The sequence below is a fragment of the Paenibacillus sp. FSL H8-0034 genome, assembly GCF_038000305.1.
Lineage (GTDB): Bacteria > Bacillota > Bacilli > Paenibacillales > NBRC-103111 > Paenibacillus_S.
Genome location: NZ_JBBOBS010000001.1, coordinates 6,794,035 through 6,811,845 on the forward strand (window position 1 = coordinate 6,794,035; position 17,811 = coordinate 6,811,845).

Below are 17,811 nucleotides of genomic sequence, written 5' to 3' on the forward strand. Positions count from 1 at the left end.
AACCCACTCTTGTTGACCAATACATGACTTCTGAAGCATTCTCAAATTCCTTTAATCGCAGCCATAGGCTTGCATTTGGCTACCACATCCGCCAGTGACGCACCCACGACACTATCAATGATTTGATCCACATCCTTATAGTCTTGCGGACATTCGTCCAGAATCGTCTCCAAGGAACGATGGTTCACCATGACCTCATCCTCAGAACCGACCTTCAAGGATTGCTCAAATTGATCCACGGTGACCATTTCCTTGGTAGCTCTCCGTGATCGGGTTCTCCCCGCGCCGTGGCAGATCGAATAAAAATTTTTCAAACCTTCCTCTCTGCCAACCATAATATAAGACGAGGTTCCCATTGAGCCCGGGATCAATGCCGGATGACCTGTTTCTTTGTAGGCTGGCGTGTTCAGAAAATGCTTGGGTGGCAGTGCCCGTGTTGCCCCTTTCCGATGAACGGGCATAGGCTGACCGCGATGAAATTCTTTAAGCGCATAGTTATGCATCAGATCATACAGCACCGGAGTCTCCATACCCGACAAGAGCGGCTCAAGAAATCCGCACATCGTTCATCACTTGGCTATTCATTCATGAATTCGGCAAATAACAGGAAACGCTTCAGCATAACTGCTGCTTCAGCTCGGGTAGCTTTGCTGTCAGGCGCAAATGTCCGTACTGTTGTTCCGTTGACAATACCGGCATTCAGCGCTCCTGCAGCTGCGTCCTTGGCCCAGGCAGATATGGTGAGGCTATCATCGAATGCTGCAAGTTTTTTGGCATCCGTATCGTACTTCTTGCCTGACAGTTGGATCGCACGTGCAATCATCACAGCCATTTGCTCGCGGGTAATCGTCGCATTAGGCTGAAAGCTTCCATTCTCCACTCCATCAACAAGACCTGCTTTCGAAGCGGCTCCTACTGCACCTGCATACCAATCGGTGGCTTGGACATCGGAGAATTTGGCCGCAGCTTGTTCTGCTAACGCTGCCTGCTCTTCGTTCAGGCCTGCCGCTCGCACCAGCAGTGCTGCGAATTCAGCGCGTGTGATGGATTTTTGCGGAGCAAAGGTCGTATCGGTTGCACCCTTAATCAACAGCTTGGAAGCAAGCAGCTCGATATCTGCCTGTGCCCAATGACCATTCAGATCGGCAAAGGTTTTGTTGGCCTGAACCACTGTATAGATGCTATTGCCAGGTCGTTTCATAGTTGCCACAAGGCTGCTTCCACTGCTTGTAAACAACGTAGGTACGAACGTCATCGTGTCCGTAACCGGGTTATACAGCACACCGGTTGCTTTTTTCGCATCCACAGAATTAGATATTTCGAACGACCTTGATACATACACGGTACCAAAATCACTTACCGTTGCCGTCTTTCCGTTAGCCTCAGCCGTAATCGTAAAGGCCACAGCACCAGCCAATGAAGTCATACTATTCTTGGTTGCATAAGCTGCAATAGCGTCTGCTACTGCTCCACTCACTTTTTCCACGGAAATGTTCAGCTTTAGGTCTTTAACATCCAAACCCAGTGAAAGTGCCAGTCCGTTAATATCCAGAACCTTTAAGGGAAGATCATAAGTAACACCGCTCGCCTTGATCGACAAAATCGTATCAGATGCCTTGGAGACAGCAGCAGCTATTGACGAGGCTGTGACTTGCACGATTTTGACAAGCTCCGAGCCTGTGACTTCAACCGTCACCTTGGGATTACTGGAGGTTAAGGCATCTATGGCTTTGTCCCATACAACCGAATCGATGGTGACCTGAGCAGCCGCTTTTCCATTAACGGTTACTTGCTGCGGAGTCACACGAATCTCGCTACCATTCACAATGGTTTGTGCAGCAGCAGAGCTGCTGTCCGATCCTGCTCCACCTCCAGAGCCACCCGTTGAAGAGGAGCTTGAATTACCAGGGATTGTATAAACAGCTACCGAAGCAGAGCTGGCGCTTTCCGTATCATTGTCAGCAGACACCGTATAATAGTAATTTTTCCCTGGAAGCAAACCCGAGTCCACATAAGTCAGCTCCGAAGTGGTACCCATCTGCATAAAGGTTACGTTATCCATACTGCGTTTAATCGTATAGGATGTTGCGTTCGCCGCACGATTCCAGGTAAGTGCTGCCTCCGTTCTTCCTGATACAGCGGTAAGACCTGTTGGAGCCAGCAGCTTAAATTTCAAAAAGTCGCCTCGAATGATCGTACCATCGGCATTTCTCTGGTAAGGCAAGGATGGCTGTAGGCTAACAAAGTTAGCATCTGAAAGAGCTGCGCCCGATTTATTAGCAGATACCGAGCCGTTAAACATATAGTTGCTGTCCGAAGCCAGATCGGCTGGATAGCTGTCTTTGGCCGTTATCCCTTTTTGATAGGACATAAATCCATGGATTCGGAAATCCGTGGTTATGCCACTATAGGTTGTGAAATTCATGTTGCCCTTGGCATTATTATAAGCGACGTTGCCGCCCTCAGCCCGAACACCCGGATTACTATTGCTGGCGAAGCCATAAGCGCCATTGCCAAAAGCCAAACTGTCCCGAATGATATGGGGAACGTGAATCCCTTCACCGCCCAGCTTAAAGCCATTTTTGTCTCCGGCACCTACCGTACCATTCGTTAAAGTACCATTATTGTAGGCGATACTGTCTTCGATAATGACAGCACCGATAGCCCCTGTGCCTGCTTTCGTATACAAGTCCCAACCATCATCAATGTTATTATGAGCGATATCCCCCCTAAACACATTCCCGACACCTGCTGTCAGCTTGGCTGCAAAGCCATCGGCATTATTATTGGAAGGATCGATATTATCATACGATTCACTACCAAGAATCAAATTGTAGGAAGGCCAAGTGGTCTTATCAGTGGAGCCGTCCGTGCTGCTGATTTGCAGTCCGGTATCGCCGTTATCATAAAATTTGCAGTTGTCAACAAGGTTGTAACTACCACCCACGGTAAAGCCTTTCGTGTTGCCTGCTGTACGGGTAAAGTCGATGCCTTGAACCAGCCAGTAATTGCCGCTCAGCACAACACCTTCAGATTTTTTGTCAAAATCAATTATAGGTCTTGCACCCGCAGCCGCAACCAGATATTTCTTGGCGTCTGCTGCTCCATCATTGCCCTTTTTGATATCGAGCTTGGCGGAACGTATATATCGACCGTCCTGCACAATAATTTTTTGCCCGGCTTTAACAAAATCAATTGCGGTATCCAGATCAAGCGGACTGTTAAGGGTACCTGTACCTTTGCTCGTTCCAGTCGGCGATACATAAATATCCCCGTTATCGGCAAAAGTTTTCATCTCAACCGTGAAGTTTTTAACCATTTTATCATAAGAGGTCAGCAGCTGCGTATCATCAGGTATAAATGTGATACTGAATCCGGTAGAGCTGTCGGCATTGAGCGTCGTATTGACTGTCAAAACCTTGTCAGCCGAGATGGCCTGATCCAATGCGATGACAGATTGCCCCTGCTTAACTGTGACCGTACCCTTCACATTCACTTTTATCCCCAGCTCATAAGCTGTCTTGGAGGTTCTGGATAATGATACCACATCCAACGATGGGGTCACGGCAGCCTTGGGAGCCTCCACCTTGGGCGCATCGGTTTGAGCCGCAGTTACCGTTAATTGATTATTGCTGACTTCAATCGTTGCCAGACGAGCTGCGTAAAAGCCTACGTACATTTTATCAGGGTCCTGTGCCTTTAAAATGTCCGGTACGAAAAATATTTCCTCATTCCCAGCATTCAATTTGCCTGTAAACCCGCTGTTTGTTTTGGCAAGTGTGAGCTTGTAGTCTGCCGCAGGATATGTATTGCTAACTGATGGTCTTTCTGCTTTGAGCATTGTGTTTTGAACGCCCAGGCTTCCAGCCCCATCCGGTGAGGTAACCCCGGTTCTTACGAATAATTGGGTTCCGTTTGCTTTGGTTGTGCCTCCGCTGTAACCGCCTATGGCTGCAATGTTGGAAGCAAAGACGCTGGAATCACCAGGCGTTCCAATAACATCTCTCGCCATAATGCCGAACGATTCTTGACCATCATACGGTTCTTTGGCATACGCCACAACCTTCACATCAGCAGATAGGCTGAAATTGTCCTGGTTGGCATCCAGCTCCGTATAATAATACGTAATACCATCGTGATCTCCGGTTACTTTACCGCCGCCTTCCAGCGCGACGAGCTGAACGGTTCCGTCTTCCTTGACCGTTACCTTATTATTTGCCACAGATGAAGATTGTCCGAATTCGGTCGATTTCCATGGGTATTCTGTCACGGCTCTGACTGTTGTGGGAAGAATGATCGGTGCTAGCCCATTATTCACCGGTACGATTCGGATGTCATAGCTTCCTGCCGCTGCAGAGTTAAAAGCAGATGCATCTACCGTATATTCACTCGCAGCTAACGCTTCCTTGTAGGTATTATCAAAAACAGAGGATACGACCAAGCCTGTTTTGTCAAAAGTCTGACCTACCGTATACGTTGTTTTTGGATATTGGGTGACTTGAATGCCAACAAGCTCCTTTTGCTTGACGGTCACGTTGATGGGGATTGGTTGAGCCGTCTTATGGGTGATCCACACCTGCCTGGAACCTGCACTTGTGCTGTCCAATGCAGACAAAGTATATTCATTTCGCATCAGCTTGACTACCGAATTGTCGCTATAGGTAGCATATACAGTCATCCCATCAGGAACGAAGGATTCACCTATGTAGTAGACTGTTTTTTGTGGATTTTGTCGAATTTCCAAACCGGTAATCAAAGCAGGTTTAACGACCACATCAAATGTCGTATATGTAGCTGTAGTCACACTGGAGCGGATCGTAACCGTTTTACTTCCTGCCGAATCCAGCTTATACGTAGCTCCACTCACGGTTGCTCCAGCTATCGAGGTGGTGTATTGGGTACTGGACAGCTCTGCTTTACTGGCTCCGTTATTGTATTCTCCGATTACCGATAATCCCTGAGGATCATACAGGTCCCCAAGATAATAAACCATTTTGGCAGGCAAATATTGCAGCTCCAAAGCGGTAACAACAAGCGGTTTGACGTTCACAGTAACCGTTGCTATCGCACCATTGAAATGGATCGTAACGGTTTGGATTCCAGTCTTAGTGTTATCGAAGCCAGATACAATATAGTCGTTGGTCGTCAGCGTTTCTTCATGCTGGTCCGCATACACAGCTGCTGCCTGTAAGCCAGCTAGATCCAGGTTATCGCCAACAAAATAATCGTTTTTGAAGGATGTCGTATTCAGCTTCAAGGAGCTTGGTGTTCTGGTGTCTGTAGTTAACTTTACGTTACTATAGGTAACTGTCGTATTCCTCGCTGTAAATAAACCTGCATAAGCGATAGTTCCAGTGAAATCATCAATAACTTGCGTCTGATTGCCAATTTTCAATAAGTAAGCGTTCCCAGACCTTTTCAGGCTCAGATCGTATACATTGCCTGCAGCGGGTGCGATTGATTTGTCAAACTGTATTTTCGTAGGAATTTTGACGGCTCCCTGCTTATAAAAGGCCTCCATTTTCTGTTCCCAGGCGCCAAGTGCTATATAATCTCCGGTATAGGCGGCTTGGTGGGTATTCGTCAGTATATGGCTTCGCAGCATAATACCAAAGGCTACCTGACCGTTAGCCGTCCATTTGTCTACAGTAGCCTTCGCAGTTAGTTCAAAATTGGTGTTAGCAGGCATTCCCTTATAATAATAGGCAATCCCTTCAATTGCTCCACTGTCGGAGCCTTGAATTTTCCCTCTGTCACCTGTGCTTTTCATTGTCACAATGCCATTGTCTTCCGTAATGCCGAAATTGTTGGCAACAATCTTGTCCTGTCCACCCACATCCCCCATAACCGTTCCCTGCCAATCACTCTTGACGCTAATCATCGGTGGGAGGTCGGTTGCTGCCGAAGCTGTAAAGGGAAACACGGATACCAATAATACGAATGCCATGATCAATGCCAACAGCTGTTTGGATTTCCTCATTTGTCACATTACTCCTTATACTTCATATTTAAGAATACCATATGGAAATACAAGCATATCGGAGTCCAGCGGTTACAACAATAATCAGGGCATTGTATTTAGTCGATTTATCATAAAAAGTTAAATTTAGCCTATCCAATAATATGGCATTCCGACGCCAAAAAACACCTCCCCGTGCAGATATCGGACTTACACAAAGGTAAGTTCAACAGCTATACAGAGAGGTGCTTTTTACAACCAATTATTAGTTAGTTTTAGTTAGTGAAGGAAAGCTTGGCTAACATTCTTTTCAAAATCATTGCGCTTTGAGCGCGTGTAGCCGTTGCCTTCGGGTCATATTTATTCGAGGCGATACCTTCCACGATCTTCATATCGGCCATTACGGAGATGGCTTCCATAGCCCAATTCTCGAATAGATTTTCATCCGTAAATGTCACTTTCTGTACTGCACCAGCATCATCGAAACCTGCAAACTTCATGGCTCGATAAATCATGACTGCCATTTCCTCACGGGAGATGGGTTGATTCGGACGGAAGGTTTGATCGTCATAACCGGTTACGATACCCGCTTCCGCCGCGGCGTATGCTTGACCCTCAAACCAATCATTTGAACGAACATCCGTGAATTTGATTTTGGACGAGATTTCGGATTGTAAACCGATCGTCCTGGCAAGCAATGCTGCAAATTCAGCACGAGTAACGGCTTGATCCGGCTGGAATTCATCCTTCGAGACACCTTGCACAATAAACTTATTGGTCATAAGCTCGATTTCATCCTTTGCCCAATGGTTCTTAATATCAGCAAAAGTAGCGTTATTCTCCAATAACATGTAAGTACTATTTGTTCTACTGTAGATTGTTACTTCAGTTCCATGAACAGTAAACGGAACAGGCTGATAAGTGGTATTACCTTGGTTGTCCGTTTGGACACGAACTGCTGCCAAGTTGTGCGCATTTAAGCTTTCTTCCGTCTTAAGGGTACGACGTACATATTGAGAGAATGTTGAAACTTCTATGCTCTTTCCATCTGATGAAGTAGCCTTAACCGTAAAATCGGCCACTGCCAGAACCTTTTGACCTGATGCCTTCGCTTTGTCCGCAGCGGAATCATTAAGGGAAACATTAATTTCCAAATTCACATTTTCAATAGATACACCGAGCTTCGCAGCCAGGTCTTGAAGATTAATCTGATTGACTGGCAGCTCGTAGTTCCCTAACTGCGTCTCAACCGTTAGCAATTTCGCTTTGTCATCCTTCGTGATTTTTTGCAAGGCGCCGCTGTTGAAAGATACGTTGATCTGGTCCGCTTTTACGTTTGAATCCGCAGCCAGTTTGATATTCCCGTTAACAGAAGCTTTCAAAGCCGTATCGATAATTATGTCATCCACTTTGGCCTGTGCTACTGACTTTCCACCAACAGTTTTAACTTCTGTGTTAATAGGGGTCGCTTGCCCAACCTGCGTTGGAGAAGTCCCTGTTCCTCCTCCAGATGAGAAACCCGTGCTGCTACTATTATTATTAGAAGAGTTTGAACTCAGACGTACAACATTGATTGTGTAAGTCTTCGTTGTTCCATTCTGCGCTGTCACTAGAACGGTGATGGTATTGCTTCCCAGATTTAGACTAATCGCTCCGCTTGCTTGACCGCTTATTACTGGAGTTCCGTTCACAGTCATCGTAGCATTGCTATCATACACACTTGACGTTACGGTAAGGCTCGATACGCCGCTAGCTACTGTTGAGGCGTAGTCCGTTGTACCGGATGCAAATGCTGGACTTAGGGTACCGCTCGATAGCGTCAGTGAGCTCAAATCTGCGTTGCTGCTTGCTGCTGATGCACGGTTCACTGTAATACTGTAGGTCTTCGTTGTGCCATTCTGCGCTGTCACTACAATTGGGATAACGTTACTGCCCACATTCAAGTTAATAGCACTGCTTGCTTGACCACTTACTACTGGAGTTCCGTTCACAGTCATCGTAGCATTGCTATCATACACACTTGACGTTACGGTAATGCTCGATACGCCGCTTGCTACTGTCGAAGCGTAGTCCGTTGTACCGGATGCAAATGCTGGATTTAGGGTACCGCTCGATAGCGTCAGTGAGCTCAAATCTGCGTTGCTGCTTGCTGCTGCACGGTTCACTGTAATACTGTAGGTCTTCGTTGTTCCATTCTGCGCTGTCACTACGATTGGGATAACGTTACTGCCCACATTCAAGTTAATAGCACTGCTTGCTTGACCGCTTATTACTGGATCTCCGTTCACAGTTATCATAGCATTGCTATCATACACACTTGCCGTTACGGTAGCGTTCGATACGCCGCTTGCTACTGTCGAAGCGTAGCTCGTTGTACCGGATGCAAACGCTGGACTTAGGGTGCCGCTCGACAACGTCAGTGAGCTCAAGTCTGCGTTGCCAGATACTGTTGGAGCGTGATATACGTTTATAGAATTAAACTGAACAACGGTGTATGGAACATAATTTACATTACCGTTTGTGGCAGTTTGATCGTAATTACCGGCTTTAAAGTAGTAATGATGATTAGGCGGTATAACTTGGCTTGGGCTGGCTGTTTGTCCATTAAATATCAAGGCGCCGTTTAGATAAACGGACAGCACTTGGTCATTGAGGGCCATTCTATATGTGAAATACTGATTTAATGGAATTTTGATCGGAAGATACCGGTACCCTATTGAGTTTATACCACTTGGTTCGTAAAGTATGCGAATATTGCTATTGGGACGAGTTGGGTCATATCCATATTCAAGCTCGCACAAGGTTGTTGTTTCTGTATCAAAAACTTGCCCAATGGTAGTCCAACCTACACCGTTTGAAGTTCCAAGAGTGGTAACGGCGACAGTGTTTGTCATAGCGTTAGCCCCTACAGGCAACCAACCTGCATCTGTTCCCGCTATAGGATCATATTCCCTTAGCTCACTGCGAGGATGGGCTGAGCCGGATGTAGTCCCCCCCACAGCGGTGTCCATAAAGACTTGGCTTCCGTCAGCCCCAACGTAGAAATATGGATCAGCATAGCCTGCTTGTAATGCTTGTGATGTTTGACCTGCCCCACCAGGGAGTGGCTCCTGCAAAGTCCAATAGCGATAATCAATGTTGGTGACAGGGGGTTTGCCCGATATAGTCAGCATATAGGTTTGAGGATTCCCCTGATTAAAGTTAAAAATAAAAGAGTGAACTCCCATACTAAGTGTGTTTAAGTAACTTTGATTAAAGGTAACGGTATCTCCTGATTTTACATAATCCTCTGAAGTCAAGATTGTTGTACCCTTACTAATGTTTGTGAAAGTGTTGCTATTGAGAGTCATTGTTGTTGATATGGCAGAAGGCGACGCAGGAATATAAGCAGCACCTTGAGACGAAAGGGAAGAATCGGCCGCTGCTGCTACTGTGAGTACATAGGGTAGGGATGACGAAGAAAATTTAAAACTTAAATTATAGCTCCCATTAAGACTGCTTAAGTAGGTATTTGAAAATGTAACAACATTACTGTTTGCATCAAAAGTATAATCTGTTCCTTGCATAAGAGTGTATAAGCCATTGGTAATTCCTGTAAAACTTGTAGCTGTGTCAAGATTAACTTGTGTGGATAGTGTATTTTGTAATGTTTTATAAAAGATTCCTGATGAAGAAGAGAGAGTAACGGGGGGTATTATTTGCAAGAGGCCAATACCCAGTTGACCGGTAGCAGAAGGCTTTAAAGTATAATTAATCAATATATAGCGCGCTGTTATTGGAGTAGTGAAAGTTAAGTTTGATGTGTAGAAACCACTATTAATATTAGGATCTGAGCTCCAACTATAGGTTCCATTAGTAAGAGTGCCAGCTAGAATATTTGTAGGTACAATTGCGGCACTCGTCCATCCGCTAGCTGTTGGCGAAAAAGTTATCGCGCTATTGGAAGGTGTGGTAGAAAGTTTATTCCAAGGGGAAGTAGGTGAAATGTCATTTGAATAACTTACTTCATATTGGGAACTACGGATTAAGGTATTTGTATCGATGGCAGTAGTGTGAAAGTTAAAACCTTCTATATTGCTTGAAGAACCAAGATCAATGGCTACCCATAAATTTGAACCGGTTGCCGAGTAGACTGTATTAGCCCCTTGTGTCCAAGTGATTATATTACCGATATTTGCTGCCGTTCTAGTGCTATTTTGCGAGCTAGCCTTAATGTTACCGTTTAATGTTAAAGTAGAGGGCAGTAAGTTGGTTACGGCTGCGTGAGCTACAGATGACGGCAGGGTCGGAAACATAGAAAAAACAAGTGCAATGACAAGTATAAGACCCATAATAGATTTAGAGTTTCGTTTTAACATAAGCGATTCACCTCATAGAAGTTATTTGTAACCGTTTTTGAAGCCATTGTAGTAGTTCCTCAATAAATCACTTATTAACCCCACTTGCTTAGTGATGCTCACCCCCAAATCTTGTTAAAGCATCTTGTTTTGCATTAACATAAATTTAATTGTATTCATTCTTATGTACAATCTGATTTTGAAAGCGCATACATAATTATAATGACTTTTGAATATTAACAATATGGAGTATTTCTAGATGCAATTGTGATTTCATTAGTTTGTCGCTATATGAAAGAAAAAAACACAAACGAGAACAACTCGACTTGTGTTTATGCTTAACATATTTTGCTGAATATGGAGTAAGGACGAACCCAATAATTGGCCTAACGAGGACTTTGGCAAGAGCCGCACTTCACATCCTTAAAACCTCCCAGCCCGATACTGTCGTTCAATAAACTCTGCCCGATAAGTGCCAGGCGTCATTCCCGCAAGCTTACGGAACGAGCGAATAAAGTTCTGTGAATTGTTGTATCTCAGCTTTTCGGCAATTTCAGATATTTTCATTTCTGTATCCTCCAGCATTTCCTTCGCCTTATTCAATCGATACTGCATCAAATAGTCGCTAAAGCTGATCCCAAGCTCTTGCCTGAGCACCTTGCTAATGTAGCTTGGATGGTAATTAAGCATATTGGAGCAGGCTTCCAGGCTGATGTCGGTATCATAACGGTCATGAATCATCTGTACCACTTCCTGGGAAATGGTTTGATATTTGGTCCTGCGCTGATCCTCGTACACACTTACTACGGGCTCGATCATTTGAGATTTAAACCAATTGCGTGCATCTTCAACCGATGAGAGCGCATGCAGCTGCTCCATGAGGGGTGGGTCGCCTCCAAGCAGCTCCAAATGCGATACTCCACTTTCCTGTAAAAGCCTGATCAGATTGACAAAAAAACGCGTGACGGCAATTTGATAGTCATTATAGTTATGATATTGCCCGGATATTTCCTCAAAAAAGGAATCCAGCAGACATTGGATTTTTTCCCTCTCTGCCATCTTGATCGCATCAAAAATTTGTCTTTCCAGTTCTTTCGGATATTCAGTGGTTACATTCTGGGCGGGTTGGACGTCATCAATATGGAGAATCGTCTGCTGTCCAAACAAAACCCGATATTTCAATGCATCCATGGCCTCCTTATACGCTCGATTAGCGTCATGAAGTCCAGTATACGATCGGCTGATTCCAATACTGATCCGCAGTGACAAATAATTTCCAACCTCGTCCTGAATCTTTTTGGCCATGGCATACATATAGGTTCTAAATTCCTCTGTAGATTTGGGATCATCAAAAATAAGCGTAACCTGAGAGGATTGGACAACTATCGGCATCAGACGATTATGGGCCGGTATCAATTCGCCTACCATATTACTTATGGCAAAAAGCAGCAGCTCACTGTCACTTTCACTGTACCGCGTGCCCTTCAACGTATCAATTTTGATGGTCAGGACACCCATACGCTTCCATTTGGTGGAGTTGGCATCCAGCTGCCCCAGCTTTTCGTTCATTTCCGAAGGCTTGATGTCCCCTCTTACGAGCTTCAGCACATAATATTCTTCGAGCTGCCGCATATGGTTCTTGATTTGATCAGCCATCTGCACCTGAACATTGCGCATCCTGATGAAGCCTTCATTGATCATATGAAATTCGTCAATCCGTTTGCGTTCCTTGTCCTGGTTGGTAAATAGGGATTGGTATAGGCGCTGCACGGGGGCATACATACGCTGTGAGCCGGCAAGAGAAATAACAACCGCCAACAGCAGCATGATGACACAAGTGGCAAGTATAATCCAACCCGTTTTCCTGGATTCAAGGCGGATCAGTTCAATGGGTATGACTGAAATATATATCCATCCATTGAAGGAGGACCGTTGAAAAGCGACTCCAACCTGCTTCTTGCCATAGTTGGTTTCGTATAACCCCGAAGCTTCATTGGATTGGTGCAGCTTGGCTATCAACGTATCCAGCATTTGCGGGTCCAGCAGCTTGTTGTCATTCTGGGAGGCCAAAATATGATAGGATTCATCCAATATCATAACCTCTCCCAGCGTATTATGAGCAGACAAGTAGCTGCGAAGCTGCTTGCCGGGGATTTCAGCAATAAACAATCCATCAGGGTCGTCTGAAAATGCGGGAATTTTTTTGATCAGTTTAATCGTTGTGTTGTTCTCACCATTGCCTGGTCTGAGCAAGCTCCCGTTCTCAGCAATCCAGAATTTGTCTCTATTGATATGAAGATATCGTGATAATGTCGATTCTAGAGCGGCCACCGGGTTCAGTCCCCCGCTATTTAATATCCATCCCTGCTTTAAATTAATCAGGTGAATGTCCTGCACACCCACGTCGAAGGTTTGAACACGAGACATGGAGCTAAGCAAATTTTGAACCAAAATAAACTGTGACGGAACAATGCCGGTATCCAATGCTTCCGTGACGTAGCTGCTGTCAGAAAGCCGTTCAATTTGCAAATCGAGTACAGTAAGTATTTGTTCTACACGCAGACGCGTTTGCTCCAAAATCAGCACATTACCTGCATTCACCTTATCCTGAATCGTCTCGGATGTCTTCATGTAAAAAAACAGGCCGAGCATAATGATTGGAAGCGTACTGACTCCAATTGTAAAAACAATCATTTTAGTCAAATATGTGTTGAATCTGAACATGAGCTACCACCACCTATTTATACAGCTTTAAATCTGCCATCAGGTCCAACCAGCACGATATCAGGCTGTGTGCTTCCTCATTATACTATAAGAGCGTGTTCAGATGATTGCCGCAAAGAAGATATTGAAATACAAAGCTAACTTTTAATGCAAGCATATCATCACGGACAGTAACCAGAAACAATCAGCAGAAAGCTAATTTGGATACGCTTACAAAAAATCTGATTTTGAGCTTATTCTTACCGAAATAATCATTAGAGAGACAGTTGATTATCATTAGATAACATTTGAGATGTCTCAGTGGTTGTTTCGTATACCCGGATCAACAGGCAATTAGACCGGACCGGCCATAGCGCCGTCCCGGTCTGCAAGTTAGGTATTTCCATTTTTATACAGCCAAAAGGGTATTCAGTCTGTTCTGATCCATACTCCCGATGAAAAAATCGCTGGCGTGTAGCAGATTGCCAAAGCCTTGCTTCAAGGCTCTGCCATAATCACTTGTAGGTACAGCATCGTAAGCTGCTTCAATCTCTGCCTGGGAAGGCTGTGCCCCCTTGCGCAGCGATTGGGCTAATTGAATAATCGCATCTTCATCCTCATAGAAATCGGTGTCGGACACATACTGCTTAGCTTTGGCCGGATCAGGATTCAGCACGATCTCTGCATACAGATCCATATGAACGGCACGCTCCCTAAGCTTGGCATCCAATCTGTCGAACCAGCCCTCAATATCGTCAACATCCGGAACAAAGGTATGCATTTCGATGAAAAAACGCTGCTGCAGCGCGTGAAACCATTCTATCAAATCCTTGCTGCTGATGGAAGCTGAGGCTGGCAGGGCTTCCATATTTTTCTCATATAACGCGGTTCTGTAGGGAACCGGGGTATTGTTATTGTTTACGTACAATCTGTGAAAAATAAAAGCATCCTGATAAAGACTTGCTTCAGCCGAGCCTGTCTTCAGCTGAAGCCCAGCAGCCTGGTGACACAGCCAGCCGAGAACGAAGGCAAGGATGGATTCAGCTTGCGACTTGGGCACTGCTGGCGCAGACCTGAAGCCGATTTCGACCGGAACCTTCTTATGAGACTCCCAGTTGTCGCGGTACTTGTTCAACAAGGAAAGGGCAAACTGATCTCCAGAGCTCGTTATGCTGCCAAATTGCGCAAAATTGAGATGGTCACGACCCACTTCCTTAAAAGCCTCGCAAATCTTGTCTGAAGCAAACATAATATGAAAGCAATCCTCTACCAACGCTGTGTTGATTACGTTCTCTGACATATTCCATCCTCCATCATTGGGTTTTATTGGTTTACCGATTAACCGGCTATCATCCCTTTACCGAGCCGATTAATGCTCCTTTGGCGAAATGCTTTTGCAGGAAGGGATATACGCACAAAATCGGCAAGGTAGAGATGACGATGACAGACATTTTAATGATTTGTCCAGGCGGCACCACATAGTTGGAATCGAAGGTCGCGGAATCCCCCAAGCCACCTGATGAAAGAATGACGATTTGACGCAGCCACACCTGAATCGGCCACTTATAGCTGTCATTGATGTACAGTACCGCATGGAAAAAGGCATTCCAATGATTGACCGCATAAAAGAGTGAAAAGGTGGCAATCGCCGGAAGTGACAGCGGAAGCACGATTTGCCATAATATACGCAGGTCGTTGCAGCCATCAATTTTCGCTGATTCCTCAAGCCCCTCCGGCAGCTGCTGGAAGAAGTTTTTCAGGACGATCAGATTAAAAGCACTGATTGCTCCAGGCAGCAGCAGGGACCAATACGTGTTGAGCATGCCTACCGATTTGACGACCAGAAAGGTCGGGATCATCCCCCCGCTGAACAGCATCGAGAAGACCACGCCCAGCATAATGATTCTGCGTCCATCCAGATCCTTGCGTGCTAACGGATAAGCCATCAGACATGTAAACAGCAGGTTGATGGCCGTTCCAGCGACCGTTATAAAAATCGTGACCCCAAGGCTTGTAAGCAGCACGTCCGTGGAGAAAATATATTTGTACCCTTCCAGTGAAAACTCATGGGGAAACAGCACCAGCTTCCGGGTAATAAACTCCTGGGGAGATGTGAAGGAGCCCGCCACCACATAAATAAACGGGAGTACCGTCGCTAAACCGAATAACCCCAAAAAGCTGTAGTTAAAAAGGTCGAACAGTCTGCTGCCCAGTGATTCCTTGATCATATGATTGCTCCTTGTCTGCAGGTTGAGGGCTTTAATTAGTAGATGCCTTCCTCCCCTATTTTTTTGGCAAACGTATTCGCCAATACGACCAGAACGATACCAATCGTAGATTTAAACAAATTGACGGCTGTGGAGTAGCTGAAGTCACCCTGCTGGATGCCTCGTTCGTACACATACGTATCGAAGACTTCCCCGATCTCCCGGTTCATCGGATTCAGCATCAGAAAAATCTGCTCAAAACCGAGATCCATAAAATGGCCGAGCCGTAAAATCAGCAGTACCACAATAGTGCTTTTGATGGCGGGCAGCGTCACATGAATCATTTGCTTCCACCGCCCAGCTCCATCCATCCGGGCCGCTTCATACAGCTGGGGGTCTACGCCTGCCAGGGCAGCCAGGAATAGGATCGTGCCCCATCCCGTTTCCTTCCAAATCATTTCACCGACGATCATGATCCGAAACCAATCTTTATTGAGCAGGAAATTAATTTTTTCACCGCCGTATTGGGCAACCAGCTCATTGACAATACCGCCTTCGGTCGTAAACAAAATATAAGCAAGACCTACGACGACGACCCATGAGATAAAATGCGGAATATAAATCAAGCTTTGGATCGTACGTTTGTACACTTCCTTACGCACTTCGTTGAGCAATAACGCAATAATAATCGGTAGTGGAAAGAAAAACACCATATTATAGATAGCTAGGATTAATGTATTCCTGAACAGCAGCCCAAACTCAGGCTCACTAAAGAAGGTTTGGAAATGCTGAAAGCCTATCCATGGGCTATCCCAAAATCCGGTAAAGGGCGAGTAATCCTGAAAGGCAATCAGTACGCCCCACATCGGTGCATATTTAAAAACGAGAAAATACAGAATGCCCGGTGCCAGCATGTAATACATCCACCGATTTCTCAACAATCGTTTTTTCAGTACAGCTCCCATTGAAGCAGCCGTTGATTTATGAAGGTTTGCCGCTTGTGCTTTCAATGCATCTACCGCCTTTCTAAGAGGAAACGACATCTGAACAGACTTATTTACCTTTGTCAGGATCAGCCTGGTATTCTTTATTCAGCTCTTCAAGTACCTTGTCGCCGCCTGCCTTCTGCCAGCTTTCAAGCGCTGCCTGCCATCCCTTCTCATCAAGCTCACCCATTATATATTTAACACGGGCATCATTTATAATTTTATCCAGTTGGGTACGCTTCTGATCGTACGTAGCAGAGCTATAGGCAGCAGCAGGGTTCACTACAAAAATATTCGAAACGGCTGCAGCCTCTTTTTTCGCCGCTTTAAATTTGGCCGTATATTTATCCAGTGTACCCTCCATAGCCAGGGAGCCATCGGAAATCTGCATCGCCTGCTGCATCTGGATCACTTCCGCTGCATATTTGGCAGCTTGCTCAGGCGTGCGATCCGCTTTGCCATCCTTTACAGAGTAATGAACGCCTTCAATTCCCCATTCAAAGATATTTTGTCCTTCTTTGGTAGAGAGCTTGTCAAAGTATTGAAGAATTTTCCTAACCTCGGCTTCGGTTTTGACGGATTGCTTCGGAATGACGAAACTGCCTGACATCCCGGTGTCCATCAGCAGCTTGGTGCCATTTACACCTTTTAGAAGACTTGAGGTATCCATTTCAGCTGCCGGATTGATCTTGAACAGCTCCGAATGACGGGATATGAAATCATTGTCTCCCATACGGAAGCCGAAGAGACCTTTATTGCCGTTATCAATATTTTGTACCCGTTCGGTGATCGCAAAATCCTGATTGATCAGCTTTTCCTGATACAACCGTTTGTACCAGTTCATCGCATCTACAAAAGCTTTGCTTTCATGGGCCGGTACGACTTTGTTGTCCTTGATTTCCCACACGTTGCCGCCGCCAGTTGCTGCGAGAATGAATTTGAAGCCACGAATACTTTTTTCTTCGGCGAGACCGATTGTATCATTTTTGCCATTGCCATCCGGGTCCTTAGTTGCGAAGGCTTTGATGACTTCATACATTTCATCCAATGTAGTCGGAGGCTTCATACCGAGCTTATTGAGCCAATCCGTACGATAAATCATCCCATCACCAACGAGCGAACGAGCGCGATTGATCCCATAGTATTTCCCACCGACAGCCGAGCTTTTCAGAACCTGCGGATTCAATGCTTTTTCCAAATTCGGAAAATCTTTAAGTAATGGTCCAATTTCCCAAAATTGTCCGGTTCTCATCGCATTTTTTATATTTGACGGCATAGGTGTACTGACAAGCAGAACCATGGGCAGCTGACCGGAAGCAATTGTGGCATTGACCTTCTCATCGTAAGTACCGTTAGGGACCCATTGAATTTGCAAATCGGTATTGGTCAGTTTTTTGACAGCGGAAATAATTGGATCGTTATCCTTGGGAGGCTCCGATAGAACAGATAAATTCATCATCGAGATGGTGAACGGCTTTTCATCTCCTGCAGGTGTAGTTCCTTTCTTGCCGTCTGTTGCTGCTGGACTTGAACTGCTGCAGCCGGCTAATGCGGTAGTAACAAGCAGGCTTCCGGCAAGTACGAGCATGGACTTCGATTTCCGTTGAATAGACATATGA

General features: G+C 45.4%; 7 protein-coding genes and 1 pseudogene. All 8 read right to left on the reverse strand.

The annotated features are described in order from the left end of the window. Nucleotides 1–41: 41 nt before the first annotated feature. Nucleotides 42–530: pseudogene (locus NST47_RS30450) on the reverse strand (RtcB family protein); the annotation flags it as partial. 47 nt (nucleotides 531–577) lie between these two features. Next, nucleotides 578–5,980, reverse strand: coding sequence for an S-layer homology domain-containing protein (locus NST47_RS30455; RefSeq protein WP_341158482.1), 5,403 nt, complete (start codon nucleotides 5,978–5,980; stop codon nucleotides 578–580). Between the two features lie 254 nt (nucleotides 5,981–6,234). After that, a complete protein-coding gene (locus tag NST47_RS30460; RefSeq protein WP_341158483.1) occupies nucleotides 6,235–10,317 on the reverse strand; it encodes a cadherin-like beta sandwich domain-containing protein in 4,083 nt (1,360 codons plus the stop codon). A 402-nt stretch (nucleotides 10,318–10,719) separates the two neighbouring features. Then, a complete protein-coding gene (locus NST47_RS30465; RefSeq protein WP_341158484.1) occupies nucleotides 10,720–13,020 on the reverse strand; it encodes a helix-turn-helix domain-containing protein in 2,301 nt (766 codons plus the stop codon). A 388-nt stretch (nucleotides 13,021–13,408) separates the two neighbouring features. Next, nucleotides 13,409–14,299 carry a hypothetical protein gene (locus tag NST47_RS30470; RefSeq protein ID WP_341158485.1) on the reverse strand — a complete coding sequence of 297 codons (891 nt, stop codon included), beginning with the start codon at nucleotides 14,297–14,299 and terminating at the stop codon, nucleotides 13,409–13,411. A gap of 49 nt (nucleotides 14,300–14,348) precedes the next feature. Beyond that, nucleotides 14,349–15,227: a carbohydrate ABC transporter permease gene (locus tag NST47_RS30475; protein ID WP_341158486.1), complete on the reverse strand. Its 879-nt coding sequence runs from the start codon at nucleotides 15,225–15,227 to the stop codon at nucleotides 14,349–14,351. A gap of 35 nt (nucleotides 15,228–15,262) precedes the next feature. Beyond that, nucleotides 15,263–16,171, reverse strand: a complete 909-nt coding sequence (locus NST47_RS30480; RefSeq protein ID WP_262687338.1) for an ABC transporter permease — start codon at nucleotides 16,169–16,171, stop codon at nucleotides 15,263–15,265. 88 nt (nucleotides 16,172–16,259) lie between these two features. Next, complete coding sequence (locus NST47_RS30485; RefSeq protein ID WP_341158487.1) at nucleotides 16,260–17,807, reverse strand: extracellular solute-binding protein; 1,548 nt, start codon at nucleotides 17,805–17,807, stop codon at nucleotides 16,260–16,262. Nucleotides 17,808–17,811 lie beyond the last annotated feature (4 nt).